The organism is Siccibacter colletis (assembly GCF_025914095.1).
Classification (GTDB): domain Bacteria; phylum Pseudomonadota; class Gammaproteobacteria; order Enterobacterales; family Enterobacteriaceae; genus Siccibacter; species Siccibacter colletis.
Map to the genome: position 1 here is coordinate 2,116,031 of NZ_CP074352.1, position 26,046 is coordinate 2,142,076.

Genomic DNA, 26,046 nt, shown 5'->3' on the forward strand with positions numbered 1-26,046 from the left:
TCACATTAAAACGCGTAGTTCACTCCAATCCCGGCATAGTGGAAGCGATCGTCACTGCTGTCGTTGTCGTCGTGATCTTCCCATTCATACGCATATTCCAGCGACATCGACAGACCATTATCGAAATCATGCCCATAGAATAAGCCTATGCGGCTGTAATTATGCCCTTCACGATCGAGATCGGTATTCCAGTCCCAGTTGCTCCAGCGGTCGAGTGTGAGACGGGTATAGGGCATAAAGGTATTACTGCCCACTTCTATCGGCAGATAAATACGCATTTCCTGCGTCGAAAACTCACCGTTATTGCGGTTCTCGTCCAGGTTGAATCCTCGTTCGATGTAGTAGTTGGTTTTTAACGCTACCGTCTGGTTGAATTGATATTTAATCCCGGTCTCAGCTTCAATACGGCTGTCAGAATATCCCGTCTCATCAAGATCGTGAGTAAACTGATAAAGCGACAGCCAGCCATTAAAGCTCCACTGCTTATCAAAATTGATGTTCCAGTCAGGGGTTAAACCGTAGCGCTGGGTATTTGCCGTGCCGGCTTGCGCACCGTGATCGTCTTTAAAGTGGTAACCGTAATTACGCACGTTACCCGTTAAGCCGAAGGTGACCTGGTCATTATCAATAAACTGATAACGGACGCGAAACTCAGGCCGATTTAAATAACCGCCGCGGGTGAAATTACCGTAATCCGCCGGGCCTTCCTGATACATGGTCATCCCCAGCGTCCAGTCACCGTAAGCCGCGTTAAAATAGATCGAGGGTTCATATAACCCGTCTTTATCCTCTCCCTGCCCTTCTACATTTTCTATTTCATACATGCCGCCGATATCGAAATGCCATGCAGCAGGCGACGGGGACGTTTGCGCATCTGCAATATTGCAGGCGGCCAGTAAAATAACCAGCGATGTGATTTTTCCGGATACAGTCATATGTCTTTCCTTTTACACAGAGAACAAATAAAAAAACGGAGCCTTGCGGCTCCGTGGTAACAACATCATTAGCGAATGGCGGCTTCGGTTTCGGTATCAAAGAAATGGCACTTCGTCATATCGAAGGTGACTGCCACGCTGTCATCTACCTGAAAATCACAGTCGGCACCGGTACGCACCACCATATCGTGGCCGCCGACGGTGACGTAGAGCATAAATTCCGCCCCGGTCAACTCGGCCACGGTAATGCGCGCCGCGGCGTCTCCGGCCCCGTCGAGCGCAGTATGTATATCTTCGGGACGAATACCGAGGGTTACCGCCTTGCGCTGGTACTTCTGCGCCTGCAGTGCCGCCAGACGATCGTCGGGGATGCGCAGCCGCAGGGTTTCGGTGACAAAATCGCTGCCGTCGATAGCCCCACGGATAAAGTTCATCGCCGGGGAACCAATAAACCCGGCGACAAACATATTCGCCGGCGCGTTGTAGACCGTTTTCGGCTCCCCTACCTGCTGAATTATGCCGTCCTTCAGGATCACGATGCGCGTCGCCATCGTCATGGCTTCGGTCTGATCGTGGGTGACGTAGATCATGGTGGTGTTGAGCTTCTTATGCAGCCGGCTGATTTCAGCGCGCATCTGCACGCGCAGCTTGGCATCAAGGTTGGAGAGCGGTTCATCCATGAGAAACACCCCCGCCTCACGCACAATGGCGCGCCCCAGCGCCACCCGCTGGCGCTGGCCGCCAGAGAGTGCACCGGGCTTACGCTTCAGATACTCTTTCAGGCCGAGGATCTGTGCCGCCCAGGTGACGCGCTCATTTATTTCCGCCGGGTCCACCTTCTGCATTTTCAGCCCGAACGCCATGTTGTCGTACACCGTCATGTGCGGGTAGAGCGCATAGTTCTGGAACACCATCGCGATGTTGCGCGATTTCGCCGGCACGTCGTTCATGCGGATGCCGTCAATCAGCAGCTCGCCACCGCTGATTGCCTCCAGCCCGGCAATCATGCGCAGCGTGGTGGACTTACCGCAGCCGGACGGGCCGACGAAAACAATAAACTCCTTGTCCGCAATCTCCAGGCTGAAGTCCTTCACTACATGAACCTGGTTGTCGTAGATTTTCTGAATGTGTTGTAACGAAAGTTGAGCCATCGTCCCTGCCTCAGTTGACCTGCGCGACCGCGCGCGGTTGGGTTGACCAGAATGCCTGTAACAGCGGCACGTTGAGTTGGGCGGTGCTGTCCAGCACCAGCCCGGCGCCCTGCAGATCGCTGCCGATCCCCACGGAGCGCATGCCGCTGGCGTTGATGGCATCAATGCCCGCCTGCGCATCCTCGATACCTATCGCCTGCGCGGGCGCTACCTGTAACCCGGCGCAGGCGGTAAGAAAAATTTCCGGGTCGGGTTTGGTGCGACGCAGCCGGCTGGCGTCGACGCAGTAGTTAAAGCGCGAGGTCAGGCCCAGCGCGGCGAGGATCGCCGGGGCGTTCAGCGACACCGACGCCAGACCGATAGCGATACCGCGCTGCGCCAGCGCCTCCAGTAGCTCAGAGATGCCAGGCAGGATCGCCCGCCGGTCCAGCCCGGCCAGCAGTTCGACATAGCGGGCGTTCTTCTGTGCCGCGAGTCGCGCGCGCGCGTCTGCGTCATAGCGGGCCGCTTTGCCGCCGTGTTGCAGGATGCGCTCCAGCGAGTCCATGCGGCTTATCCCCTTTAACTGCGCGTTAAACGCGGCATCAATAGCGATGCCGATCCCGGCTGCCGTGGCCTGCCAGGCCTGAAAATGCAGGTGTGCGGTATCAGTAATCACCCCGTCCAGATCGAAAATTACCGCTGCAAACGTCATGCTCTGCCCTCCGTGGTAGCGCTCCCGGGTTCGCTACTGCAAAAGTCCCGGCGATAGAAAATGTGCTGCCCCGTGACCATCACCGGCTTACCCCACAGGGTAAGCGGCAACCGGCTATCGGCACTGACAGCAACCGTGTCGTGCGTGATGTGAAAATGCAGGGATTGCCCCTGCCAGACCAGCGGGAAATCGATGGCCTGCCAGTGTTCGGGCAGACAGGGCGTCAGCCGCAACTCGCCGTCGCTGACGTACAGCCCGGCAAAACCCTGCACGGCACCCAGCCAGATCGCCCCGGTGGCGGCGGCGTGAATGCCGTCATCGCAGCTGTGCGGGTCAGGGCCGAGATCGATCTGCGCCCCCTCCCGCCAGAAGCGGTAGCTGCTTTCAGCATCGCCGCAGCGCGCCGCCACGATGCCGTGAATGGCCTTGCTGAGCGACGAGTCGTGAATGGTCCGCGGTTCGTAAAACGCCAGGTTAGCCGCCAGCTGCGCGGCGGTAAACGTGCCCGGTTGCAGATACGCGAGCATCACCACATCAGCCTGCTTGAGGATCTGCATCTCGTTCACTTCCGCCCGGGAGTAATCATGGAGAATGGCCTGGGTGCCGGCCTCGGCCTTATAGCGCGTCAGGTCAATGGCGGGTTTCGCCATAAAGCTGTCATCCTGCGCCATCACGCCCTGCTCGTCAGGCTGCGGGAGCCATAGCCGGGTAAGAAAATCCTCTGCCCGGGCTTCAAACTGGGCATCACAGGCCTGCCACGTGCGCAGATAGTGCAGCGCCTGAGCGACGTTGTAGTGCGCCATGTGATTGGTGAAGGCGTTATTGTTCACGTGCTCGGTATATTCATCCGGGCCGATAACGTCGTGCAGTTCGAGCCGTCCGTTGGCCTCTGTGGTGCGGCTCAGCCAGAACAGCGCGGTTTCGCGCAACAGATCCAGCCCCTCGCGGGTCATGAAATCGCCGTCGTGCGTCACCTGGTAGTACTGCACTACCGCCCAGGCGATATCGGCAACCAGATGGTGCTCCGCCAGCGCCGACGCCACGCGCTGGCGCACGCCGGTACGGATATTGATGGCGGCAAAGGGCGGCGTTTCCTCATGTCCGCTGCGGGCGCTCTCCCAGGGAAACAGCGCCCCGTCGTAGCCGCTGCGCGCGGCTTTCTCCTGCGCCCCGGCAAGGTTATACCAGCGGTAGCGCAGCAGCTGGCGCGCCACGCCGGGTCGGGTAAACAGGAAAAACGGCAGCAGAAAGACTTCGGTGTCCCAGAACACGTGGCCTTTGTAGCCTTCCCCGGTCAGGCCTTTGGCAGCGATGCTGGATCGGGCATCGTGACAGGGGGTCATGGCGAACAACTGGTAGAGGGCGAAATCCAGCGCCTGCTGGTCTTCCGGATTGCGGCTGCTGACCTTCACCCGGCTACGACGCCAGTACATTTCCCGGGCCGCCACGGAGGCCTCCAGCAAAGCGTCATACCCCTGTGCCACGCACCCCTGCAGATGTTCAAGGCCATCCTTACTGATGTCGCTCCCCTGCCCGGTGCCGTCGAGCCAGACGGCGATCCAACTGATTTTCTCCAGCGTAAAGGTGGCATCACGTTCCACGCTGGCGCTGATATGCTGCATCAGCCTGCGATTTTTAGCGCTGAAGCGCACATTTTCCGCCCGGGAAACCTGGCAGTGGCTGGTGATCGCCAGCTGGTGCGCCCCGTCCTGGGTGGCATAGATCCCCTGTAACCAGCGGCGATCGAATACCCTGACCTGCATTTCGTCAAGATGCTGTCGCCCGGCGTTGGTCTGGGTGGCATCAATACCGGTGACGATGCTGACACTAGCTGGCCCGGAGAGCGGGGTTATCGACAGCCGCTGCGCAAAGCACGGCAGCTGGCGCGCGCTAAGAAAACGGCGGCTTTCAATGGCGAAGCGCTGCCCGTCCGGGGCCAGCCAGATCAGCTCACGCTTCAGTTCGCCGCTGGCAAAATGAAGCTCGCGACGCAGCGACAGTACGGTACCGCTCAGCAGCGAGAACACCTCCCCGTTGATGACAATCTGCATACCGACCACGTCGGGCAGGTTGACCAGCTCCGTGGTCTCCTGCGCGCCAGCCCGATGGTAAAACCCCGCGCAGAACATGCCGCGGGTCTGGAGCGTGTAATCCTCTTCATGGGTCGCGCGGATCCCTGCGTAGCCGTTCCCGGCGGCCATCAGCGCGGCCTCCTTGTTCAGGCTGTGCGGATCGAAACGCGAGCGAATCAGCGAGGTTAATGTATTCATAGTTCGACGAAGGTCCCTTTCTCCGCGGCCTCATAGATGGCGCTGACCAGTTGTTGAATAATGAAACCCTGCTCGGCGTCGGCGATGGTGACCGGCTTGCCCTGCACGTGTTCGATAAACGCTTCCATACTGCGCATATGACTACGCAGTTTTCATGAACAATTAAGATCGTCCAAGAGCGCACCAAATATCAGAACGTTAGAGAAAGGAAATTTTCAGACCATCAATTTCGACTTAGTTCGCCAACTATTTTTGCCCCATCCATGCCCCATCACTTCCTGGCGTTCACAACTGGTATATCTGAAAGCCTTGTTGTGTATGCTGGCGACAGCATCTCTCTTTTCATCTGCCACGGCTGCTCAATACCCTGCGCAGCAAACTGAAGAGTTCCCCGTCCATATCTGTGATTCATCCCGTCGAGCAATTTCATCAACGCCTCGCTGTTTTCCTTCGGTGCGTTGTCGTCGAAAAGATTTAACTGCGCGACGCCCTGGCTGAAGAAATCACCCAGCATCACGCCAGCCTTCTGGTATCGATGACCATCTTCCCATATCTGGTCTAGGCACTTTGTTGCGGCGCCAATAATATCCCTGCTGTCCTGCGTCGGAACCTGTAGTCGTATGGCGGCGCTGTTGCCGTAGTAAACTTCCCCGGCTGCAAATGGGCTCGTTTTCACAAACACCGATATATACCGGCAAAATTGATGCTCCCCACGCAACTTCTCGGCTGCCCTGCTGGCATATGTGCAGACCGCCTGCCTCATATCCTCGTATTCGGTAATGCGTTCGCCGAAGCTACGGCTGTTAACGATCTCTTGTTTCAGCGGAGCAAACTCTTCAATTCCGAGGCATGATTCACCACGCAACTCCCGCACCGTGCGTTCCAGCACAACGCTGAAGTGCTTCCTGATGAATCGCAGATCGGCATCAGCAAGCTGCAGAGCGGTACAGATGCCCATTGTGTTCAGCTTCTTGGCAATGCGCCGGCCGACACCCCACACCTCTTCTACTGGCAGCAGATGCATCAGCTTTCGCTGCCTATCCACGTTGGACAGATCAACAACGCCGCCAGTAGCTTTCCATGTCTTAGCAGCATGATTGGCGAGTTTCGCTAGGGTCTTTGTCTGAGCTATCCCGACCCCGACCCGAAGCATCGTGTGTTGGAAAACTTTATCCTTCAGTTCGTTGCCGAATTCGTGCAGGTCGCGACAGTTGCGGATGCCGGTCAGGTCGCAAAAAGCTTCATCGATGCTGTACACCTCCACTCGCGGGCAAAGTTGCTCCAGTGTTGTCATTACTCGCTGGCTCATGTCGCCATACAAGGCATAGTTTGAGCTGAAGCAGACAACCCCGTTCTGCCGAAAGTATTCTTTCATTTTGAAATAAGGCTCGCCCATCTTAATCCCGAGCGCCTTCGCCTCAGCTGAGCGCGCAATCACGCAGCCGTCGTTGTTCGAAAGCACAACTACCGGTTTGCCGAGCAGATCGGGACGCCATGCTGTTTCGCAGCTGCAGTAGAATGAGTTAACGTCAACGAGCGCAAACATCACATTACCGGGCAGTCATCTACGAACTCGCCCGACCTCGCGTCATTGATAATGTGGGTGATCACGCCCTTTACCACCGCGTGAGATGTGTCGTCTTCAGCGTCGTAATGATCAAACTGAGAAGGGAAATCGAGGTCTTCTAACCGAGGGGATGGAGATAGACGGAGACGCCGGATAGCGATCTGCCCGCCCAGGTGGCACATCACGATTGAACCATCGTATGGAGTGGCCGAGCAGTCCAGAATAAGCAGAGCATCTTTGCGGATGGCTGCACGCCAGGAGCTGATCTCAGACTTCAGGATATATGTATACGGCTTGTTGAGCTGACACATATCATCGATTGAAAGCGGCTTATCTACATAATCCTGCGCGGGAGACTGGAACATATCAATGTCCTCCGTTCGGATTGAAGAGCATGAAAGTCCGGTTCTCACCTTCTGTTTTCGAGACATCACGGAATGTAGAGACGGACATCTCGATCCACTGATTGGCCTCGCGACAGCTCCATTCGTAATTAACTTTTTTAAGCTGCGCAACGAAATCGTCTGTCGTTACTGTTCGGCGACCATTAGCCTCAATTTTCACTGCCGCATCAAAAGCGCAACCTATCTCGTATCTTCTGCCCATACTGACCTCCTCATTTGCAATCACTGTATGTACATACAGTAGATTTACTCATTGAGGAGATCAATACGAAGCGACCTATCAATTCGGTGCGCTGGGCCAGATAATGTCAGGTGCTGTTGAGGTGTCTACCCGGTTAAGAAGCACCCGATACTTCTTGAGAGCGAGTAAACGAGCAGCTTCAGACTCTGTCGCCATTTCTAAGTCCACCGCATCCTGAAGAGTGGATATTTCCTGGCTGGATGAATTTAGTAAATATGCCTTTTGATTTATTGCCTCGGCCTGCTGGGCGGCCTTAAGTTTAGAGGCGTCTGTTTTCCATTTATCAGTGTCCCAGTAATCAAATTCTGTCTCCGGTTTGAGCAGAGTATAATTTTCGTCAATTTCGCCAGGGAGTGAAACGGTTATATTGCCGCTTGTGTCTTTTGCGTATGCAGTGTTTCCTCGATAATCAGGAACCAGCACCCAGCCACTTCCATCGTCAGCGCGTAATATTGCCTTACCTTTTTCTGCTTTAGGTGGTTTATCCATAAAAGCACGTGGTGGTAAGCTTGTTCCCTGGCTTATTACCATCTCTACCGACCCTGTGTATTCTCGGTTTCCATCTATTACATACACGGTAGTTACATCGTCACGCACGGCGAAACCATTTTCATCAAATTCGATAATCATTATGCAGCCCTCACTATCATATTCCATGCAAGGTTTTTCATTCTAATCTCATTTGCGCTGCCATATACTGCATTTGATCTGCTGGCATCAAAAGAACTAACGCCAGAGGCAGCTCCTGATGTTGAAGTTGCTAATCTTGAGCTATTTGTTGATTGGTCTGCAAAAGCCCCTGATGCTGCGCCGTTCATTGTTTGAAATGTGCCGCTGATATTAGGAGCACCGTCAGCCTGTTCAGAAAGTATGTTTCTTCCCTGATCAATCCCCCTTCCGTCATCATAACCACGGGAAACATTAGCACGCATATCAGGCAAAACCCCTGCAGGGTAAAGAGCTGCTAGCTTTGGATATTGAGAAGTACTAAATGAAGATCCATTCAAGCGAAGAAATTTTATCCCCAGCTCCGCATTGTCGGGGAGATTAATCGATGGCCAGTCTATTTTCGCCCCTATAGGCATTACCGCGTCGGCATAGGCTTTAACGTCGGCCATGGTGAAGTCCATGCTTCCTGCAAGAGAAGCAGCCCTGTCCGCCTCACTCTTTGCTCTGGTAGCCTCACCTGAAGCCAATACTGCGTCTGAAGATGCTGACTCTGCTTTCTCGACTGCCGTGGCTGCGGACTCAGCGGCAGATTGAGCAGAGGCACTGGCTTCCTGCGCTTTAGTTGTCGCAGTAGATGCAGACTGGCTGGCTTGTTGAGCAGACTGTGCAGCAGAATCCTTGCTCAGCCCCGCAGACTCAGCATCATCCTGCACTTGCTGAGCGATAACCTGCAGCGCAGGGATATCCACGTCCTTAAGGAGATCAACTACTTTAAGCCAGCTGGGGCCGGTGAACTGAGAGCCATCCTTCAGCGTTACCGTGATGTCATCGCTCACGCTGAAAACCTGCTGCCAGTTATCTTTATCCAGGTTCTGCCCGCGCAGCGCTTCGGTTGTTTGCGTTGCCAGCGCTGCAGTAATGAGGCTTTGCGCCTCACGCGGAACCTCATACCAGGCCAGCCCGCTTTGCGTTGGACCGGTGAAGTTACTGATGAGTGTCAACTGCGTATCGCTGGTGATGGATTTGACTGTCAGCGTGTAAGGTGTGCCGCCGATGCTCACCACGATAAAATCACCGGTCTTCATTTCGGTGAAGGCGGTGCCAGTTCCTTTTACGACGTCAGATTTGTTCGTAAGCGCGAGAGTTCCTGCCGACATGGCAATCTCCTGATAATAAAAAACCCGCATAAGCGGGCTTGTTTTGAATGTATGCTTTATTCACACGTTGAGATGATAAAGTTTGATTTATTTACCCAGCGCCAGTTGAAAGGATATCCAGCTTTAAATTCTGTCCGTTCTGATATTTTCCGTACACCATAGATATTAACTGAGTATTCTGCCCCGCCAATACTTGCAGTGGCAGTACAAACTGGGTTTTGTTTTTCAATTCCAGAGCATGCAGCCAATGAAAATGCGCAAAAGGCAATTATTAATCTTTTCATTATCGTCACCGGGTTTAATTTTCATGGTGAACATAACAGCAAAAACTGAGTAGCGATAATTGATAAAGCGGATCGATTTATGGATATTGATCGATTTCATCGATCGGTCGCATCAAATATATTTTGAAACATCAATTGCTGTAATAGTATTGCCAGCATTTGTTGCGCCTACCATCTGTGCTTGCCCGCCCGGATATGAAAGTAGGGTTGCGTGCATCCGCGTGCTTGAACCGTTGTATTCAGCACCAAAAGCTGTATTTAAAGATATAACCGCCCCGCCCGGCCCTCCCGTAGAGAACTGCCACTGCTGCTGTCCTGAGCAATCAGGAACTATGGCCCATCTTCCCGGCCTGGTGATGTCTATGCTTGTTCCACCGCCTGAGCCTCTGGTCCCAATCGTCACAAGGTCGGTTAGCACTCTCGACTCATGGGTAAGGATTAGCTTGCCTGCTTCATCCCATATTGCCATCCCCCACGGCGGATTTGGCATAGGCTGCTCGAAGAAAGTAAACACCAGAGCCGTCATGCTGAAAGATCCGTTTCCATTTACATTATTTCCAGTAAACCTCATCCCGGAAGATGTCCTTTCAGCAACAAAAGCCACCGAACCTGTAGAAGGCCTGGAGCTGTATACAAACGGGATGATAGGTTGTGACATATCAGGCATGGCTATAGTTCCAACAGCCTGCTGCAATGTGTCATTCACTTTGGATGAATTAAATGTCCTGACCGCATAAAGGCATAGCGGAGTTGACTGAGGGGTTACAAATGCCTCCCCGCTCGGGGTGGTTAACAAAGCTCCAAATTCAGCCACTATTCAACCTCAAGGAAAACAGTCAGGTTAGCTGCCCCTGACTGGTATTGGTTAAGAGAGTTATCAGTACCCGCAGAGATAATAATACTATTACCTGATATGCTTATAATTCTCCTCCCCTGGATATATGTATCTGCACCCACAGGCACGTATACAAAACCTAAACGATAGCCGTTGGGCACGTTAAAAGAATAACTCCCCGACTTTTGCCCATTGGATAATATTATGTTGCTAATAACGGAAACGGGTTTTATCCCATAGTTGTTAGGGACGCCATTGGCATCCCACGATTGAAATCCCCAGTCAGACATTACCAGACCCCATCAATATAACCGAATTGACACCTTACCCTTTTATTGGCATCCCTGACGGTAATTTTTGAGTTTGTCTGCTTCATTGAACCCTGGCTGTTGCTCCCGAAGTTAACAAACGTTCCATTTTTATCCAGTCTCCATCCTGTGCTATCTGCCACATAGTTATTGGACTGGATGAAGTTTCCGATTTTGGCATTATCTATACTTCCGTTTTGGATAAACGTTGATCGCATGAAAACCTGACCATTAACGACAAAGAACGCCGCCTGATAATTACCCGGATCGCTACCTGAATAAATGCCAAACTGGTCGGCTGCAAAGACCGTTGTTGATTTATAACTTCCTGACCCGTCTGGCTCTATACCCATTGCAAACCCGGTGTTATATGTCTGCTCACCGCGCTTGATGCCTAGGTTGAGCGTATAGAAGGCCTTGGCAGTTCCATTATCGGTGACGGTTGCGGTTAATTTCTGGTTAAGCGCAGCTGTTGTTTGTTGATATTGAGCCTGTACTTGAGTGGTTAACTCAGCAAGCGATTTATCAACATCGGCAACAGTAGTTTTAACGATTAGAATATCAGATCTAACTTCACCATACTGAGCCCACTGATGTTCGGCAGTTGAGTTATTGGCAAGGGCGTTTTGTAAAATCCCCTCAATATTGGTATCAATTCCATTCTGAATGTTTTCAAAAGCGCCTGAGTTACGAATAGCATCGTCGATATACTCCAGCATTCCAGGAATGTCAGCGGAGGCCATTCCAGATGTCTCAACGAATGGAGAAACACCAAATGCATTTTTGGTTCTTACGTACATGTAGTACGTCGTGTCGGCCTTTAGGTTATGAAGTGTCCACTGACTTGAGCGTCCCAGGAACTGAGTCTGTTCTTCAATTATTGATGGATCAGAGATGCGGTTTTCACCTGAGTACCAAAACTCAAAGGTCGTGTCAGTTGTTGCTGTTACACTCATTACCGGAACAATGTCTGCCGAAAAGATACCCGGAGTCCAGATAACTGATGTCGGTGCCAACGGTGCGCCAATTACAAGGCTAACCTGAGTTTCAGCCCCTTTCATGCCGTTCTCATTTCTGCCCCTGACGCCAAGCGTGTAGCCTCCGGCATTCAGTCCGTAGAAGTCATAGCTAAAGTTCTCGGTCTCATATTGCGCAACCACTTTGCCCGAATCGTTATACACATAGAGTTCGAATACCAGTTTTTTGGTGGTCGTGGCCGTCTCCCAGGTTGCCGTAACCTGTACAGTCTCACTGTTCACGTTCATAACGCGCAGGTTTTCAATATTTGGCACGCGATAGCCATTCAGAGTGTCGTTCGGCACCTCAAACACCGCTCCGGCATCTACCACTGCCTGTTTATTCGGATCGTGCTGCGAAGCGGTTATGCTATAGACCGAGTTGTTTTCTGTCTCCGCGATACTCAGGATACGGAAAAGACGAGTAGAAATCTCCGTGGTTGTGATAGCAAATACGGTCCCATCCCTCACCCATGCAGGCGTGGTTTTCAGGGTGACGACAGCGCCAGACACCGTTGTGATTTCATACTTCAAGAACTTCCCGTTGCTGCCCATAATGGACATATCATCGCCGGGGGATACCAGGCTGGAGAGACTCGCATCTACGGTGATTTTATTGCCTGAGTGAGAAAGGATTCGACCGCCAAGCCTTGCGCCAGCGTAATCATTATCCATGACTTCAATGATATCTCCGGGTGTAAATGCGATGGCATCCCGCGCCATCTGGAACGTCAGTCTGTTGCTCTCACGTTTCGCGGTTTCCAGAATCCACTTACCAGCACGCCATGCCTGACCGCGTGACGTACAACCGAAGGCCTCGATAGTGGTTTCGTTATAATTGCCACGGGCGATCATTTCATCATCAGATACGTATTCCTTTACCTGTTCCCACCCATTATCCGGATCAGTCCAGGAAACTACGACGGCGTTATACTTCTCTGAACGCTTAACCGAGCTGCGGCTGAATTTACCATCAACAACATTGGCATTTGTTACTGTGGCTATAGGGTCTTGCGGCGCATCCAGCATAACTGTAAGCCGCATGCCATCCCACAGCGCAATCCCTCTGAACATCCCGGCAATTTTGTCGAGAATATCGCGGGCGCTGGCCTGCTCGGTAATGTAAGCGTTCAGCGTCATTCGAGGCTCTTTACCACCGTAGCCATCACCAACAAGCTGGTCGCAATACTGAGAAAGCACATACAGCGCGCCGTCATCGACATCAATTGATCCCGCCCTGCGCGCCAGGCCGAACCGCGTATTCTTCGCCAGCTCACGGAAAAGCCATGCTGGGTTATTGGTCCATGTCTTCTTAAAGCCCCCGAGCCATAACCCGCTATAGGTTCTGGTGGTTGGGTTGTAGTTATCCGGCACATCAACAATCAGGCCGCGCAGATGATAGGTGCGACTTGGTGTGTCAGTGTACTGGTCTCGATCAATCACCGCGCCGGCAATTGCAGAGAATGGATAGGAAAGATTATCGTCAGTGATTTCCGTAAAGCTGTTCCAGATGGTCCCGTTAGAAAGCAAATCGCTGCCACTGTCAGGAGTAATTCGACGTACGCGGATATCGAATGGTTTGATATCAGGAGCTTCTATTACATGGGCCTCAAGATACTCACCGGAAATTTTACCGTTTATTGTGACGGTCTTTTCTTGCACCCATCCTGTGGACGCAGTTCTGGTTTCCAGGACAAGCGTAACAGACGTGTTGTTCTGATTACCCTTTGTATCTTGCTGAACCAATCCTGTTACACCAACATTAAACCGAACGCGAGTTACATCCTGGTCAGTAATGGTGCGCACTAAAGGTGTGGAAAACTTCACCTCCGTGTTAACGATTGTGGTTGCCTCAATAGCTGAGAAGCCGTTTATAGGCAATTGCGTTCCTGACCCCGGGCGCCAGGCTGCACTAACACCATTGATGCTGACGCTACCATTTGGCGAAGTGATCGGCGTTTTGTTCAGCATGAAAGAGGAAAGGTGCGTCTGGTCGACGGGTCCATAAATTGGTCCCTCACTGATCAGGTCCAACACGCGGTAAAACTGTTTTGATTTGAGATTATCATTGAGAAGTTTGGGAGTACTGGCCTTGCCGCCGCCTGAAGACATAACGCCACCTTAGCTTATTGATTCTGTCCAGTCCTGGTTGTTCGAAGTGTCGATACCGAGGGAAATTACATTGGATCCAACCACCATTTCTCCAAGAAGAATAGGCACTGGCCGCCCCTGACCAACGCGGTTTTCAGCACTGGTAAACGAGTTGTTTGTGATGGTGTTACTTTCTGCCGCCTCTGCTGCGTTCTTGGTTTTCATGTTGCGTGACATGTAGATTGAGTATGCAACAGAAGCCGCGGCTATAACGAGAGTTGCCACAAGGGCGACGGTGCCCGAGATAGCGCCTTCCACTATGGGAACGAAAAGCACAGTTGAGCCAGCAGGAAGTTTCCTGTCCATATGTAGGCGGATTGATTCTTCTGTCACATCCTCACCAGCCATACGGATGCGTATGCGCGTTTTTAGGAAGTCCTTTTTGAATTCTGGACTCTGTGCTAACAGAAGGCGCAATCCCTGAGCAGGAGTCTCAACATTCATCTCAACCTGGCGGAAATGTCTTCGTAAATGCCCTGCAAATTTAAAGATGAGCACCTTTCGTGCCTCCAGATGGAATGAGTTTGCTTAATGAAAGCCGGTCTGTAGGGCTCTCTGCGACTAAGGTGACCAGCGCAGTCATGATGAAGAACCATATTGTCATGCAGGAGGATCATGGCGTGGCATGGGTCAGCACCAGGGAAAGGCTGGCGAATGATTACGTCGCCGGGCCCAGCTTCCGACAGTTCAACCCGATGGAAATCATTGGCTTCCATATTTTTGAGATACAGGTTCTCTTCCCGAAGCCACCACCCCTGCGTCCTCTCAAAATCAGGCAAATCGATGCCGCACAGATGGTACGCATCACGAAAAAGGGTGTAGCAATCCATCACTCCATGTTCAAACCGGCGGCCAAGCAAGTGCGGCACCACCCTGAACTTACGCAATCCGCCATTAGATGCCAGCCACCATGGCAGGTCAGTCAGCACCTGCGCATGACGATCTGCACCAGATAGAACGGATATGCTTTCAGGGTGTGAGTGGAATACCGCCGTGATATCACCCTGCTCTTCTGCTGCCAGCCAGTCGTCGTCGCTTATACGGAAGTGTCGCGCTGGCTCAGGGTGTGAGTTACTGCACGGGAAGAACGATGAGTTATCAATGATAAGTCCGCATACCTCGTCACACGATGTCGCGGCATAATCGAGGCACTGCTGAATCAGCTCACCTTCTGTGAGCCAGGGAAGCTGCTTATCGGCATTGGCTCCGGGCGCGGGTATCGAAACCTGCATCCTGTCCTCCTGTGTGAGCATTTATCTTTGGCAGGGTCAGATGTTGGATTATCCCTTTCGTCTGCAACTGGCGGTCCGTCGTATCCACATCCGGCCCCGCGATACTGCCACTGGCATACATCAGCAAGAATGGTTCTTGCCGGGATGATGGCGTTATCACAGTCAATTGGCGTTGCCAGGGTATAGGTGACCTGTTCGGCGGTTTCCTCTGTCATCTCTTCCACGACGTAACGAGAAACTGCCTCCATTGATGGATCTGCGTCAGGGTTACCGTTGGGAAAGTTGACTGCATCGAGATGCTTAACCGGCACCTGGCGGCGAGTAATCACCACCCCGAGCATGTCGTCGAAGTCATGGTTAATGCCGGTTATCAGGCCGGTGATATTTGCAACCGCCATAGTGGGGCGCGCATAGGTCCCCTCGTTTTTGATTTCGAATCCCTCTATGGCTATCGGATATGCCGGATAGGCGACCCCTTTCCATACAACATCGCCGTAATATCCATTGGTGCCGGAGTGAAAGCGGATTACATCGCCGCCATAGGGCTGAAGGTTTGCCTCGAAGAGGTCAATGAATGCGCCAACGCCCGCTTCAACGCTTTCGATAATCAGTTCCGCTGGTATATCGCGCACGGAATACTCCCATTAAAAAAGCCACCCGCGGGTGGCTACTGTTTGAATATCAGGATGTCGCTGATTTACTGATAAGGATATGTTGAGTATTCAGCCCGTCCATGTTTGGGGCATGGGCGCACATAGCGATGAGGGATGGCTGATTACCTCTGGTTAAGGAAATAGGATGGCTCTTGAAGAACATCATTTGAATGTAAGCTGCGAAGCGACTAACTTACAGGAAATAAATAAAGAAATCGGCCAACTTAAGATGGTTATTGGGTTTATTTTAACCAAATTGCCATCCGAGGAAAGGCAGCAAGTGATCGATGACTTAAACCGATGGGGATTGCCAAATTCTGCGGAAGAATTTGACCAGTTTGCAAACCCTCGTCCTCCTCGTTAATTCAATAGTTCCATTTTTATCAATCGACCACCCAATGTAAGCGGGTGGTTTTCCACATTCATTTTCCATAACTATCTCCCGCCTTTCGGCTTATCGTGGTACCTGTTCAAATGTGGCCGTCAGTTCATACATCTGGCCGGTCTTCACCATGCTCCATGACCGACATACAAATAGCCCTTGCACGCCAGTATCAGATGGCGTCCAGTAGAAGGACTCGACGGCCATTCTTGCTTTTATGAATGCTTCAGCCTCCCTAGCCGTATTAGTCCTGACGCATTTCCTATCCTCAACACCCTTAAATGTCAGAGAATATTTAGGCATCAAAGGGTTAATTCCTTTTACCTGCCGCTGCTCATAACCATCTCCTAGTTTAACCACCGCCACGTTAGGAGCGCTTTCGACGGAGTATCCTTTTTGTGGTGACCAGATAAATGTTTCGGGCATTATTTTCTCCTCGGCTGAATCATTCCATTCGGCCGATTGGCCTGATCACTAATCTGGTAGAGAGCCATTTTTTTACTAATGGCAACGGCCCTGGATTCAATTTGCGCCCATTCTGCCTCTCCTATTCCTCCAGTAGTGTTGATAGTGAAAGCTATGTTTTGCACCATCCCACCACCACCACTGGAACCTATATCACGGTTGCTGATAACCCGACCATTGTCGCCCGGTATCATGTACTGACTGCCGTTATTGGCCTGGAATATCTCCGGCCTGCCGTTCTCACCGACGCGGTACATGGAATTAGCTGCTACCGGCCCACCGTTATAGCGGGCGCCTGCAATTGCGAGACCTTTAGCCGCCAGAAGCGAACTTGCATAAGATGCCTGTCCGACCGCCGCTGCGCTGCCAAGCGTTGCTACAGAGGCGCTTAACGCTGCCGGCGCCCATGCTGCTGCTGCCGCTGTGGCCTGCGCTGCGGTTGATGCTAATGTTGCCGCTGCTGCCGCCTGTGATAGGAGCTGGTTCTTCACATACTGAATACCCATCTCAACCAGGCTACCAACTACGCTGCTCAGGATGGTCGTTCCTATGTTGGCAAACGCTTCCTGAAGGCTCTGCGTGCCGCCAATCAGGCCAGTGATGGCGTTAGTCGCCCCTCCCTGTAGCGAGTCGATAGCAGAAGCTGCAAGCTGGTTAATCTCGCTTTGCTGCTGCCACTCCTGCCACATTGCCGCCTGCCTTTTCTGGCGATACTGTTCCTCAATCGAAGCTCTTACGGCCTCTACTTCTGCGATTCTCTGAGGGTAGAGAGTGGCATACTGATTCAACTGCTCCATTTGTTTCTGGAAAGTATCGTCTGCTGCAGTAACGGGTGATACCTGACCTCTTAGCGCGCTGAAGTTCTGCGAAGCCTCCTTGCGTTTCTGCTCCTCGTCTTTAGCAGCTTTTGTAGCCTGAGCTACATCGTACAGCTTGCCCGCCAGCTCACCTGCCTGTTGAACCTGTTGTGCTGTGGCGGCAGCGCCTATCTGTTGCTGTGCTGCGAGAATTGCCGCCTCCCTGCCCATTCCTTGCTGTTCAAGAACAGCTATTTGGTATTTCTCGGATAGCTGGTCAAGTTGGTTAACAACCTGTTGCTGGGCAGCCGCTGTCTTTTTGGCTGCAGCCTCTGCTTCAGAAGCAGCTTTCTTCTGCTCTTTTTCTTGCTCTTTTAACGCTTTTTGCTCGTTCTCGTAAGCTTCAATGCTGTCATAGCTCGCATCAATAGACTTAAGCTCAGCGTCTGTAGCCCCAAGAAGTCCAGCAACATATTTAGCCCTTTGCCTGGTGCTGAAGCCTACTGTTGCGGCTTCATTTTTAGCAGCCTCAACAAGCTTATTTAACTGCTCAGCATTTCCTGACAGAGCCTGTTTTGATGCCTCGGTTGCACCAGTAAGGTTGTCCAGTGCGCCTTTAAGTACGTTGATAGCATCTGTAGCATTTGCAGCTGATACATAGTTCTGGTTAACGACATTTGTTAATTCATTTAGTTTTGGATTGGCATATCCAGTTTGCTCACTTAGAGATGAAAGTGCAGCTGCAGCAGACTGCATGTTTTCAGCTGTGGGCTCTTTCTGCAGGTCTCGGAATACTTTCACAAGGCCAACAGCCTGTGTTTGAGTAATTCCAAACGTCTCGGCCATAGAATTGGTGACATTGTTCAGGATGTTAAGGCCTGAAATGTTACCCGCATAACTGCCACCTAACTCTTTCAGTGCAGCTGATACATCAACGCCTTTTCCCTCGAGCGTCGTTAGCTGGCTTTCAGCTGCAGACATGCTATTACGCCAGCTTCCGAGGTCATTAATCTGCTCTGATATGACTGTGCCGGCGGCGCTAATGGCTTTTTGAGCATCTGTCATCGCCACTGCGATCTGGGCTTTTGCTGCGTCTGAGCTAACTGCAGCTAGCCGCTGTATTTTTTCCGATAAAGCACTGACGCCAGAGTCCGTTTTGACAACTGTGTCAGCCAGTGCCTTTTGGGCCACTTCCAGCTCTTGAGTTGCATCTTTAGAGTTGAATAAGGATGGGAGCAGGGCGCCTGCTATAGCGCCAGTGATAGCGATAATTGCACCGATTACCGCCCCGCCCGGACCAAAAATGGATGCTATTTGAGAACCCTGCTGAGCGAATACCATCATGGCGTTCTGACCCATCTGCAACTGAACAGCGACGTCCTGTACTTGATAGCCTAGCTGCCCGAATGTTCCACGAAGGTTTCCCATGCTTCTTGTGGCTGCAGATACAGACTGAGCAGTCGCCGTGACATTTGTTTCCAGCCGCTTGAACTGATTTATGTTCTCGTCTAATGCGGACTCAATCTCACTGAGAACTTGATTGACCTGCCGCCCGCCTTGTAAAAGAGGTGCCACGTCAGCGCTTACTTCGTAAACGATACTTCCGGCATTTTCTGCGCCTGCCATGCTTTTCTCCGGCTATAAAAAAACCCGCCGGAGCGGGTTAGTTATTGTTTGGTTCCAAGGCTTTCTATGTATCCTATCGCCTCTTCAGACTGCTGACATTGAGCCTTGATACCTACATCAGACTTTTTACAGTTTTCATTCAGCTCAGTGACCTTGTTAACTGCAAACATGAGCTTCTGAACGGCAACTTCACACTGTGCTTTGTTCGAATTGTCACGGCATATAGCAGATTCTGCCGACTTCAATGTTGAAGTCATCTCTCCTGCCGCGTGCGATGCTGATGTAGCGAAAAGAAACATTAAGAGGTATTTCTTCATTTCACTCTCCTGTCGAATAACTAAATCCTATCAGGAAGTGATCGGTTTTCAATCGCTGAGCCGAAAAGTTGCGCATTGTTTCGTGCATCATGCGGCTTTCGCTAATTTTCTGGCCTTCTTGGCGAAGTAGTCATCAGCAACCTTATCGTACTCGTCTCTTGTGAAGCCTTTCTGGTCTGGATACTTTGCATTTAGCAGCAGCTGAAACTTAGTCATCGTCAGGTTGCCAGCCTCTTGCTCGCTGAGGCCAAAGTGAGTCTGGGCAGCCACGATATAGTCAATAGCGGAGAACTCAGCGCTGGACTCACCATTCTCATGGCGCTGAAGCCGCCTGATCTTCGCTTTGCCAATCACTCCGTGGGTAATGAGCTCTTGCGCAATCAGTAGAATGTCAGATGCAGGAAGCAGGCCGCTTCTAAACTTAAAAGTGCGCCCCTTCCCTCTTGCAGGCTGAAGGTATCCTGTCAGCGCTTCGGCCTCTCTTTCGCAGCAGGCGTTCATTACCACTATCGCAGCGATATATGCTTTCCTTCCGTAAGACGTACGGTTGATTTGGTTGACCAACCATTGCGGAATATGGCCGTACAATTGCACGGCGCTAACCAGGATATCTGACAGCTCGTTATGATGAAGGTCGTAGAATGCCTGAACTATCTCTTGTGGCTCGCCAATCTTTGTCATGTTCACAAATGAGGGGCGAAATAAATATTCTTCACCATCAACAGTGATGAGGCACTCGCCGATCTCTTTTAAAGGGGTCATAAGGTTTCCCTGAAATTACCATTTTCGGGGCCACCATAAGGAAGCCCCTGAAATGGCAATTACGCAGTTACGGTGATTGAACTTGAGCCCGTTTTGCCGCCATCATTCGATGTGAATGTGATGGTGGCCGATCCGGTGGCGACGCGATTAACCAGCCCGGTAGCATTAACCGTGGCTTTTGAGGTGTCAGATGATGACCACACGCCAGTTTTGTCAGTGGCGTCTGCCGGCAGAACGTTAGCAGTCAGCTGAACGGTGGTGCCTACTGCGCCAGAGCTGGTAGAAGGCGTAACACTTACGCTGGTTACAGCAACATCATCAGCTGTATCGATAACCTGAATAGTGTCAGCCGCCGCTACCTTAAACTCGGTAGAGAACGTGATGATGTCATTCGTGCCGCCATCAGAGCTCAGTGCGTTGATCAGCATGTAGCCAATGAACGTTACCGGACCAAACTCCATCCGCACCCACAGAGTAGGCTGACGGGCCGCCTGAATTTCGGTATTGAAGTACTTAATCAGGCGGCCCACACCGTACTGGTCCAGCTTGTCGTTACGGCGCACCTCACCCTCAAAGGAGATGGTGAAATCAGCATTTGTGACGATATTTTCGACGTAGCCTTTGGTGTCGTCAGCATCAGAAGTCACGCTGTTCGGCGAGAAGTCGAAGCCTTTACTTGTACCTGCCGCCAACGGCATCCACTCAGATTCAAGCGGCACTGTATCTGCACAGCCATCTGCTACTTCGAGCACGATGGCTCTACCAAACAGCTTTGTGTTGTCTGTTGGGCAATTTGCTGCCATGGGGAACTCCTATTAATAAATAAAAAGGCCGCCTTATGGCAGCCTGGATTTTTGCTTACTCCCCGTAGAGGCAAGCGAACTGAAGTCTGAAAACGATGCGACCTTCTTCTGTTAGCACCGGTGAGGGTATTCCCCCTACATTTTCGATATGCCCAATGCATGGATCTGCCATTGGATTAGCCTGCACGTAGTCTATGATTCGCTGTACCGCTGTTAAAGCTTGGCTGCGTTTATCCTTCGCGCCTATGACATTCACCAGCACGTAGTATTCACTACCAAGTTCATTGCGTATCGCCGAACCACCGTTAGGCTGGAATAGAATGATGGCTTTTTTCAGGTCTTTTGGATCTTCAAAAAGTAACTGCTGAACCTCGAAACCCGCCGTTAATCCTGCTGCACCAAAAGAGTTACGCACACGCTCATGCATCATAGGAGTCATAATTTCATCTCCTTTCTGATGATTGCGAGCATCTCTTCTTCATTATCTTTAGCCGGATAGTACAGAAATTTTGGGTTACCATTTGGTCCCCAAATAACACCCCGGGAACCTTCTGCCTCACCACGCCTGACAGGACGGTCAGTCTGCGTGTTTAGATACTTTCCAGGGGCCTCATGCACCGCGGCGGCGTAGCTTGCCGAGTAACCCACCTTGCCTGTTATCCTTGTGCCATTGAAGTCTATTTGCCTGAACTGGCTATTTAACAGGTATGACGTGTCTCTCGGCACTTCTTTAGCCGAAGCGGCACTGAGTATTAAAAGAGCTGACTGAATGCCGCGCACAGCTTTCTTGCCGGAAACTTCTTTGATGATTGTTTCCATTTGAGCTTGAGCGGCCATAATTCCGCGAACTTTTCCGGCCATAGTCACACCCCTGTGATGATCGCAAAGTCATCCGCCATTCGGTCGAAGGTGTCTGCATAGCGAATTACCTGCCGAACTTCATCAGCGCCGGCCACAATCGGGTCAAATTCGGTCGATATGCCAATCAGCAAATAATCACCGGCCTCTGCCAGCGCGAACTCAGTCCAGACGGTGTTTTTCACGACGATTTCAGCGCCCAGGCTGCCGATTCTCTTCGACAGGCCGCCTTCGTAATCCACCATGATTTGCTCAGGAAGCGCATAGCCCAGCGGATCGCCGTATTCGTCAGTTCCTTCCAGCTTTCGCCAGATGGTCGCCGTGGCTGTGTATGACCAGTTTGCTGTTTCCGACATCAGCCCTCCTTCCAGCGGATCACCATCGCGCCAGTCGCCCTAATGCTCGGGCAGTTGATGAACCACTCGCCGTCAGATTTGACGTAGCCGGTAGTTTCACGACCAGTGTCGGTCATCACCCATACTCGGGTGAATGAACGAGGCAGTCGTACGGCTACAGATACCCACTCCATCAGCATCCCCCAACAACATCGAAGAACCCGGCGCTGTTACCTGCGCTGATCGGCAGCTCACCGGTGCAACCGTTGGTGTCGAGTCGGTATAGCGTGTCACGCAGCCATGTCACACCGTCGTCGCCATACTCAAATGAGCGTGACGCACCAGATGGCGCTGACTGCGATTTGACACGCCGCGCGCCGGATGAAGTAGCCATCAGCGCCGCAGCGTATATAAGAATGAGCTGGGAGGTGCACTCGTCATACCCGGCACCTTCAAGGCACGGGATAATCTTGTTCACCACGCAGAGGATTGGAGTAAGCAAAGCGTCAGGTATGGCATACCCCAATTCGGAGAGGAAGCCTTTCACGTCGTCAGCCGTAACTGGGGTCGCCATTGTTATTTCACCTTCTTCTTCAGTTCTTCCAGCGCCGCTTCTGCGTCATCAGCGCGCTTCTTTTCTGCTGCCAGCGCATCGGCGTGAGCCTTGTCTTTCGCTTCAGCATCTGCGTTCAGCTTTTCGATCTGCGCCAGCGCATCGGCGTGTTGCTTTTGCAGCCCGGACAGGTCAGCGGTTTGCGCCGAAGGAGTAGCAACTTCAAAGGAAAGCTTTTCGCCTTTCTTCTTATCGGTTTCCTTGGCCTTACCTGTGCCTATCCAGCGCTGTGCTGTCGCGTCGTCTACTTCCACCACCGAACCAACCTCCAGTTTTCGGAGGTTGGCACCGGCGTGCAGGTTATTTGCCACGATTTCTACCAGTGCCATGAGAGCTCCTTAGCTCGATGCGTGAATGACGGAATATTTGTTGTTGATGTCCTGCTTAACCATCAGGCCCATCGCACCCCAGGTGCGCCAGATGTAGTCGCTGTTGTACTCCGGGCGCGGAGATGCAACTGTGCCGATAGCCTGACCGACGATCGGAGCGATAACGCCTGAGCCCAGCGGAACGATGACAATTTCGTTACCGGTCAGTTGGCTGTCTTCTTTGATAGCTGCCACGCCGGTCAGTTTCAGAATTTCATCCATCACGGTGCCGGACTGGTAGTTATCGGAGAAGAAGCGCTCCAGGTTGGAGATGATTTCTCCGGATACATACCAAGTCTGATCTGCATACTGGCTGTTAATTCGGCGCAACTGGTCACGCAGCGCAATTGCGCCAGCGCGCATCTGCTGGGAAGTTGCAGTAGGCGACGTGAAGTCAATGTTCAGACCGGAAGCGCCCAGATCAATTTGCGCCACGCGTTCGTCATCCTTCAGGCCTTTCCATGTCAGGCCATCGAACACTGCGAAATTACCAGCCTTATCGCGGAAGCCGTTGAAGATGTAATCAACGTAACGGCGCTGTACGTCTTCTACAGAACCGCGCTGTGCATCAGCCTGAGACTGAAGTGCTGACGGGCTGTTGAAGATCGGGTCACGCCATTCGAACTTGAAGCCCGAGTCGTGGATGGGAACCATCGTGCCGTCGAAGGTGTAGCTGCGGGCATCAAGCGCCGCGCCGACCTGCCCGGACATTGATGTATGAGCCCAGCCACGGCCACCGGTTCGGGCGTAGTCGTAACGGGACTGTTCAAGACGCACAGAGCGTGACAGCGGCATCAGGTCGTTAAGCAGGGTGAACTCGGTATTCGGCTCAAACTGCTGCAGCACGGTAGTATCGAATGCGCGATAGAGGCGGCGGATATCATCCACCGCGTTCACTGCGTCAATGCGCGGTGCATTCTCTGCAATGCCGCGGAAACTGGCACGAGCCAGAAAGTCAGCTGCAGCCTGAGCACTGGCATTACGCTCGGCGGTCAGAGATTGAAACTGTTCCTGGTTGATCTCCAGGTTGCCAGTCTCCTGACCAATTTTCTTCGAATAAACAAACATTCAGTGCTCCTTACTTGAACACAACGCGAATCAGATCGCCGGCCACCGCAGTGACTGCTTTATCTTCTTCGACATAAGCGAAAACCGCGGCATCCGCTGTGACTGCGGTAACGCGACCGTTGGCAACTGCTACCGGCTGGCCTTTGGTATAGGTGCCAGCTGCAGCACGCACGTTCAGGAACATGCCCGGCAGCGGGTGAATGCCGATCACCAGCTCATTAGCTGCGATGGCATCATCAACGCTCATGCAGCGGAGGTAGTCTTTGTTGGCTACGTACTTAATCGCGCTCTCTGCGCCAGCAACCGACGCAGTGAACTTGTCAGCGGTGCTGAAGAAACCGACAGTACCCGGCAGAGTTGACGCGGCAGCGCCGCCTTCACGGTTGAGCAGCGGATTAGGGAATACGCCGCCCGCGTGGATTACATGCTTTCCATCTTTAGCCATTTTTTACTCCGGCATTTCGCTGACAGATTGATTGGTAGCCGTATGGCGAAACGCACCATTGAGGCCGGTTGATTTCTGGCATTTGGCGTACATGGCGTCGAGCGCCTTGCCGTCCAGGTCGGCGACTTCTTCATCGCTCATGTTCATCGCCATCTTCACAGCCGCACGCTTATCGCCTTTCTCTTTGTCAGCGTTCGCGTTCAGGCTGTTAACAACGGTGTCGACGCGGTATGCGAGCGCTTTCGCCCACGCCGGGATTTCTTCACCGTTGGTGGCGTTATCTTTCGCCTTCTTGTCATCCGCTTCTTTCTTCTCACGGGCGGCCTTCTCTTCAGGCGTTTCTTCTTTGCTGTCGGCGTTTTCTGCCAGCATCTGGTTATATGCGTCCATCAGTTCGGCATCGGTTTTACCGTCAACCGATTTACCTTTGGCCTTCAGCGCATTAACGATGAGCTCTTTCATCGGGTCTGTTTCCTTCTGGGTTGAATCGCTGTTGGCGCCGAAAAACGCCTTTAGCTGGTTGAAAAATGTTTTGAATGCGGGGTCTTGCTGGTCTGGGGTGGTAGACTCTTCGAGATTGACGACCTCGATTTCGACTTCATCACCCTCAGCGTTAACGAAGATGCCAACACCTTCCTCCGGTGTACCGGCGCCTGGCTCATCAAGCAGAACAGCCACATGGTCAAACAGCATGTTTGTGGCGATCTCGTTGTACTTCTTGCCCTTAGATTCACCATTGGCAGCGATACCGGAATACAGAAGTCCGGTGGAGATGTGGATCGGGTCTGAGTTGGTGCCAGCAAGCATCTCGTCCAGACGGTTAATCAGGCGCTTTCCCTTGTCGCTCGACTCAGCGTACTGGCGGTCGACGTACATATCGCCGCTGACCTTGCCTTCTTCGTGGCTGACGTTCTGGAGCCATGCGCCAACGTGATAGTTGTTCACAGCCCGGACATCGCGCGCCGATACGTGCTTGCCATCCACTTTCGGGTGGCCCAGCGGCATCGGGTTTCGCTCGAGCGTGTTGTAGGCCTTTTCGATTTCGGCTGCCGGGTACAACTTCCGGTTCATCACGATATCGTCCACGACAGGCGTGATGCCGCGAACCACGATATGTGGCTTGCCGTCGATGGTTTCAGTGGTGATGTTTGAAGCGGAGTTGACGACGGTCAGCACGTTAACGCGGTTGCGTTTCATGCTGGGTCCTCATTGGTGTATTTCAGGTAATAAAAAAGGTCACCGAGGCAACCTTTATCTAATTGAATGATTACACGATAGGAATATTGATGGTAACGGTGATTTCATCTATGAGACGGTTCTCAGCGATGTCGCTAATAGTCTCAACTTTCACCAACCTACCTTCCATTAAAGTCTCACCATGATCCGCAATTGACCAAACTTTTATATTAGTTTGGAGATCACGCCTTAAGGCATCAACAATCATGTTCGCTTTATGGAAATCCTCATGCGCTTTTGCTGTAAATTTAGCAACATTCATGTCGCCATCTTTAGTCATGCTTACATGCAAAAGATCACCAATTAGCATGCCATGATCTGGCTTTTCACAGTTTTCTGGTCCTGTGTGTAACTTTGAATTGAAAAACATGAGCTCTCCTTACTAGTTAATGCTCATATTTTTT

The 26,046-nt window shown here is 52.1% G+C and carries 30 protein-coding genes and 1 pseudogene; 1 reads left to right on the forward strand and 30 read right to left on the reverse strand.

Going from position 1 to position 26,046, the window contains the following annotated elements; genetic code table 11:
• Positions 1-5: 5 nt before the first annotated feature.
• The 16 genes and pseudogenes from KFZ77_RS10095 to KFZ77_RS10170 all read right to left on the reverse strand — a co-directional run bounded on the left by KFZ77_RS10095 (position 6) and on the right by KFZ77_RS10170 (position 15,546).
• Complete coding sequence (locus KFZ77_RS10095; protein ID WP_264384072.1) at positions 6-935, reverse strand: OmpG family monomeric porin; 930 nt, start codon at positions 933-935, stop codon at positions 6-8.
• Between the two features lie 68 nt (positions 936-1,003).
• Positions 1,004-2,086 carry an ABC transporter ATP-binding protein gene (locus KFZ77_RS10100; protein WP_264384073.1) on the reverse strand — a complete coding sequence of 361 codons (1,083 nt, stop codon included), beginning with the start codon at positions 2,084-2,086 and terminating at the stop codon, positions 1,004-1,006.
• A gap of 10 nt (positions 2,087-2,096) precedes the next feature.
• Positions 2,097-2,780, reverse strand: coding sequence for a beta-phosphoglucomutase (pgmB, locus tag KFZ77_RS10105; protein WP_264384074.1), 684 nt, complete (start codon positions 2,778-2,780; stop codon positions 2,097-2,099).
• Positions 2,777-5,050, reverse strand: coding sequence for a glycoside hydrolase family 65 protein (locus KFZ77_RS10110; protein WP_264384075.1), 2,274 nt, complete (start codon positions 5,048-5,050; stop codon positions 2,777-2,779). Before KFZ77_RS10110 ends, pgmB begins: the two co-directional genes overlap by 4 nt.
• Positions 5,047-5,190, reverse strand: a pseudogene (locus KFZ77_RS10115) (Gfo/Idh/MocA family oxidoreductase); the annotation flags it as partial. The pseudogene KFZ77_RS10115 and the gene KFZ77_RS10110, both read right to left, overlap by 4 nt.
• Before the next feature lie 131 nt (positions 5,191-5,321).
• A complete protein-coding gene (locus tag KFZ77_RS10120) occupies positions 5,322-6,596 on the reverse strand; it encodes a Y-family DNA polymerase (protein WP_264384076.1) in 1,275 nt (424 codons plus the stop codon).
• The gene (locus KFZ77_RS10125) at positions 6,596-6,982 is read right to left on the reverse strand and encodes a HumD family translesion DNA polymerase (protein ID WP_264384077.1); all 387 of its coding nucleotides are present in this window, start codon (positions 6,980-6,982) and stop codon (positions 6,596-6,598) included. Before KFZ77_RS10125 ends, KFZ77_RS10120 begins: the two co-directional genes overlap by 1 nt.
• A 1-nt stretch (position 6,983) precedes the next feature.
• Positions 6,984-7,223: a DNA polymerase V gene (locus KFZ77_RS10130; RefSeq protein ID WP_264384078.1), complete on the reverse strand. Its 240-nt coding sequence runs from the start codon at positions 7,221-7,223 to the stop codon at positions 6,984-6,986.
• A gap of 78 nt (positions 7,224-7,301) precedes the next feature.
• Positions 7,302-7,892, reverse strand: coding sequence for a tail fiber assembly protein (locus KFZ77_RS10135; protein WP_264384079.1), 591 nt, complete (start codon positions 7,890-7,892; stop codon positions 7,302-7,304).
• On the reverse strand, positions 7,892-9,088 hold the full coding sequence (locus tag KFZ77_RS10140) for a phage tail protein (protein WP_264384080.1): 1,197 nt from the start codon (positions 9,086-9,088) through the stop codon (positions 7,892-7,894). The genes KFZ77_RS10135 and KFZ77_RS10140 overlap by 1 nt, the downstream gene beginning before the upstream one ends.
• Before the next feature lie 56 nt (positions 9,089-9,144).
• Positions 9,145-9,372 carry a phage exclusion lipoprotein Cor gene (gene cor, locus KFZ77_RS10145; RefSeq protein ID WP_264384081.1) on the reverse strand — a complete coding sequence of 76 codons (228 nt, stop codon included), beginning with the start codon at positions 9,370-9,372 and terminating at the stop codon, positions 9,145-9,147.
• A gap of 112 nt (positions 9,373-9,484) precedes the next feature.
• Complete coding sequence (locus tag KFZ77_RS10150) at positions 9,485-10,186, reverse strand: hypothetical protein (protein WP_264384082.1); 702 nt, start codon at positions 10,184-10,186, stop codon at positions 9,485-9,487.
• A gap of 310 nt (positions 10,187-10,496) precedes the next feature.
• Positions 10,497-13,643 carry a host specificity protein J gene (locus tag KFZ77_RS10155; protein WP_264384083.1) on the reverse strand — a complete coding sequence of 1,049 codons (3,147 nt, stop codon included), beginning with the start codon at positions 13,641-13,643 and terminating at the stop codon, positions 10,497-10,499.
• Positions 13,644-13,652: 9 nt separating this feature from the next.
• The gene (locus KFZ77_RS10160; protein WP_264384084.1) at positions 13,653-14,180 is read right to left on the reverse strand and encodes a tail assembly protein; all 528 of its coding nucleotides are present in this window, start codon (positions 14,178-14,180) and stop codon (positions 13,653-13,655) included.
• Positions 14,123-14,842, reverse strand: a complete 720-nt coding sequence (locus KFZ77_RS10165; protein WP_264386176.1) for a C40 family peptidase — start codon at positions 14,840-14,842, stop codon at positions 14,123-14,125. Before KFZ77_RS10165 ends, KFZ77_RS10160 begins: the two co-directional genes overlap by 58 nt.
• Positions 14,842-15,546, reverse strand: a complete 705-nt coding sequence (locus KFZ77_RS10170; protein ID WP_264384085.1) for a phage minor tail protein L — start codon at positions 15,544-15,546, stop codon at positions 14,842-14,844. The genes KFZ77_RS10165 and KFZ77_RS10170 overlap by 1 nt, the downstream gene beginning before the upstream one ends.
• Positions 15,547-15,712: 166 nt before the next feature.
• Between KFZ77_RS10170 and KFZ77_RS10175 the strand changes: the two genes are divergently transcribed.
• The gene (locus KFZ77_RS10175; RefSeq protein WP_264384086.1) at positions 15,713-15,931 is read left to right on the forward strand and encodes a hypothetical protein; all 219 of its coding nucleotides are present in this window, start codon (positions 15,713-15,715) and stop codon (positions 15,929-15,931) included.
• 90 nt (positions 15,932-16,021) lie between these two features.
• Here the strand turns inward: KFZ77_RS10175 and KFZ77_RS10180 are convergent, their stop codons facing one another.
• The 14 genes from KFZ77_RS10180 to KFZ77_RS10245 all read right to left on the reverse strand — a co-directional run bounded on the left by KFZ77_RS10180 (position 16,022) and on the right by KFZ77_RS10245 (position 26,012).
• Complete coding sequence (locus KFZ77_RS10180) at positions 16,022-16,375, reverse strand: phage tail protein (RefSeq protein WP_264384087.1); 354 nt, start codon at positions 16,373-16,375, stop codon at positions 16,022-16,024.
• Entirely contained in the window at positions 16,375-18,837 is a 2,463-nt protein-coding gene (locus KFZ77_RS10185) for a phage tail length tape measure family protein (protein ID WP_264384088.1), read from the reverse strand. Before KFZ77_RS10185 ends, KFZ77_RS10180 begins: the two co-directional genes overlap by 1 nt.
• 41 nt (positions 18,838-18,878) lie before the next feature.
• A complete protein-coding gene (locus KFZ77_RS10190; protein ID WP_264384089.1) occupies positions 18,879-19,154 on the reverse strand; it encodes a hypothetical protein in 276 nt (91 codons plus the stop codon).
• A gap of 87 nt (positions 19,155-19,241) precedes the next feature.
• Complete coding sequence (locus tag KFZ77_RS10195; RefSeq protein ID WP_264384090.1) at positions 19,242-19,916, reverse strand: DUF6246 family protein; 675 nt, start codon at positions 19,914-19,916, stop codon at positions 19,242-19,244.
• A 59-nt stretch (positions 19,917-19,975) separates the two neighbouring features.
• Positions 19,976-20,719: an Ig-like domain-containing protein gene (locus KFZ77_RS10200; RefSeq protein ID WP_264384091.1), complete on the reverse strand. Its 744-nt coding sequence runs from the start codon at positions 20,717-20,719 to the stop codon at positions 19,976-19,978.
• Between the two features lie 55 nt (positions 20,720-20,774).
• Positions 20,775-21,158, reverse strand: a complete 384-nt coding sequence (locus KFZ77_RS10205; RefSeq protein ID WP_264384092.1) for a phage tail termination protein — start codon at positions 21,156-21,158, stop codon at positions 20,775-20,777.
• Complete coding sequence (locus tag KFZ77_RS10210; protein ID WP_264384093.1) at positions 21,155-21,580, reverse strand: HK97 gp10 family phage protein; 426 nt, start codon at positions 21,578-21,580, stop codon at positions 21,155-21,157. Before KFZ77_RS10210 ends, KFZ77_RS10205 begins: the two co-directional genes overlap by 4 nt.
• Positions 21,581-21,582: 2 nt before the next feature.
• Complete coding sequence (locus KFZ77_RS10215) at positions 21,583-21,933, reverse strand: hypothetical protein (RefSeq protein ID WP_264384094.1); 351 nt, start codon at positions 21,931-21,933, stop codon at positions 21,583-21,585.
• A 172-nt stretch (positions 21,934-22,105) separates the two neighbouring features.
• A complete protein-coding gene (locus tag KFZ77_RS10220) occupies positions 22,106-22,486 on the reverse strand; it encodes a DUF7370 family protein (protein ID WP_264384095.1) in 381 nt (126 codons plus the stop codon).
• A 2-nt stretch (positions 22,487-22,488) separates the two neighbouring features.
• Positions 22,489-22,854 (reverse strand): hypothetical protein, encoded by a 366-nt coding sequence (locus tag KFZ77_RS10225; RefSeq protein ID WP_264384096.1) that lies wholly within the window; start codon positions 22,852-22,854, stop codon positions 22,489-22,491.
• Between the two features lie 9 nt (positions 22,855-22,863).
• Entirely contained in the window at positions 22,864-23,961 is a 1,098-nt protein-coding gene (locus KFZ77_RS10230; RefSeq protein ID WP_264384097.1) for a major capsid protein, read from the reverse strand.
• A gap of 10 nt (positions 23,962-23,971) precedes the next feature.
• The gene (locus KFZ77_RS10235; RefSeq protein WP_264384098.1) at positions 23,972-24,406 is read right to left on the reverse strand and encodes a hypothetical protein; all 435 of its coding nucleotides are present in this window, start codon (positions 24,404-24,406) and stop codon (positions 23,972-23,974) included.
• A 3-nt stretch (positions 24,407-24,409) separates the two neighbouring features.
• Positions 24,410-25,603: a DUF2213 domain-containing protein gene (locus KFZ77_RS10240; RefSeq protein ID WP_264384099.1), complete on the reverse strand. Its 1,194-nt coding sequence runs from the start codon at positions 25,601-25,603 to the stop codon at positions 24,410-24,412.
• Positions 25,604-25,673: 70 nt separating this feature from the next.
• Positions 25,674-26,012, reverse strand: a complete 339-nt coding sequence (locus KFZ77_RS10245) for a hypothetical protein (protein ID WP_264384100.1) — start codon at positions 26,010-26,012, stop codon at positions 25,674-25,676.
• Positions 26,013-26,046 lie beyond the last annotated feature (34 nt).

Bases quoted from the DNA above. Each gene is read 5' to 3' on its own strand.
- KFZ77_RS10095 (WP_264384072.1), bottom strand. From the start codon at position 935: ATGACTGTATCCGGAAAAATCACATCGCTGGTTATTTTACTGGCCGCC.
- KFZ77_RS10100 (WP_264384073.1), bottom strand. From the start codon at position 2,086: ATGGCTCAACTTTCGTTACAACACATTCAGAAAATCTACGACAACCAG.
- pgmB (WP_264384074.1), bottom strand. From the start codon at position 2,780: ATGACGTTTGCAGCGGTAATTTTCGATCTGGACGGGGTGATTACTGAT.
- KFZ77_RS10110 (WP_264384075.1), bottom strand. From the start codon at position 5,050: ATGAATACATTAACCTCGCTGATTCGCTCGCGTTTCGATCCGCACAGC.
- KFZ77_RS10120 (WP_264384076.1), bottom strand. From the start codon at position 6,596: ATGTTTGCGCTCGTTGACGTTAACTCATTCTACTGCAGCTGCGAAACA.
- KFZ77_RS10125 (WP_264384077.1), bottom strand. From the start codon at position 6,982: ATGTTCCAGTCTCCCGCGCAGGATTATGTAGATAAGCCGCTTTCAATC.
- KFZ77_RS10130 (WP_264384078.1), bottom strand. From the start codon at position 7,223: ATGGGCAGAAGATACGAGATAGGTTGCGCTTTTGATGCGGCAGTGAAA.
- KFZ77_RS10135 (WP_264384079.1), bottom strand. From the start codon at position 7,892: ATGATTATCGAATTTGATGAAAATGGTTTCGCCGTGCGTGACGATGTA.
- KFZ77_RS10140 (WP_264384080.1), bottom strand. From the start codon at position 9,088: ATGTCGGCAGGAACTCTCGCGCTTACGAACAAATCTGACGTCGTAAAA.
- cor (WP_264384081.1), bottom strand. From the start codon at position 9,372: ATGAAAAGATTAATAATTGCCTTTTGCGCATTTTCATTGGCTGCATGC.
- KFZ77_RS10155 (WP_264384083.1), bottom strand. From the start codon at position 13,643: ATGTCTTCAGGCGGCGGCAAGGCCAGTACTCCCAAACTTCTCAATGAT.
- KFZ77_RS10175 (WP_264384086.1), top strand. From the start codon at position 15,713: ATGGCTCTTGAAGAACATCATTTGAATGTAAGCTGCGAAGCGACTAAC.
- KFZ77_RS10180 (WP_264384087.1), bottom strand. From the start codon at position 16,375: ATGCCCGAAACATTTATCTGGTCACCACAAAAAGGATACTCCGTCGAA.
- KFZ77_RS10185 (WP_264384088.1), bottom strand. From the start codon at position 18,837: ATGGCAGGCGCAGAAAATGCCGGAAGTATCGTTTACGAAGTAAGCGCT.
- KFZ77_RS10190 (WP_264384089.1), bottom strand. From the start codon at position 19,154: ATGAAGAAATACCTCTTAATGTTTCTTTTCGCTACATCAGCATCGCAC.
- KFZ77_RS10195 (WP_264384090.1), bottom strand. From the start codon at position 19,916: ATGACCCCTTTAAAAGAGATCGGCGAGTGCCTCATCACTGTTGATGGT.
- KFZ77_RS10200 (WP_264384091.1), bottom strand. From the start codon at position 20,719: ATGGCAGCAAATTGCCCAACAGACAACACAAAGCTGTTTGGTAGAGCC.
- KFZ77_RS10205 (WP_264384092.1), bottom strand. From the start codon at position 21,158: ATGACTCCTATGATGCATGAGCGTGTGCGTAACTCTTTTGGTGCAGCA.
- KFZ77_RS10210 (WP_264384093.1), bottom strand. From the start codon at position 21,580: ATGGCCGGAAAAGTTCGCGGAATTATGGCCGCTCAAGCTCAAATGGAA.
- KFZ77_RS10215 (WP_264384094.1), bottom strand. From the start codon at position 21,933: ATGTCGGAAACAGCAAACTGGTCATACACAGCCACGGCGACCATCTGG.
- KFZ77_RS10220 (WP_264384095.1), bottom strand. From the start codon at position 22,486: ATGGCGACCCCAGTTACGGCTGACGACGTGAAAGGCTTCCTCTCCGAA.
- KFZ77_RS10225 (WP_264384096.1), bottom strand. From the start codon at position 22,854: ATGGCACTGGTAGAAATCGTGGCAAATAACCTGCACGCCGGTGCCAAC.
- KFZ77_RS10230 (WP_264384097.1), bottom strand. From the start codon at position 23,961: ATGTTTGTTTATTCGAAGAAAATTGGTCAGGAGACTGGCAACCTGGAG.
- KFZ77_RS10235 (WP_264384098.1), bottom strand. From the start codon at position 24,406: ATGGCTAAAGATGGAAAGCATGTAATCCACGCGGGCGGCGTATTCCCT.
- KFZ77_RS10240 (WP_264384099.1), bottom strand. From the start codon at position 25,603: ATGAAACGCAACCGCGTTAACGTGCTGACCGTCGTCAACTCCGCTTCA.
- KFZ77_RS10245 (WP_264384100.1), bottom strand. From the start codon at position 26,012: ATGTTTTTCAATTCAAAGTTACACACAGGACCAGAAAACTGTGAAAAG.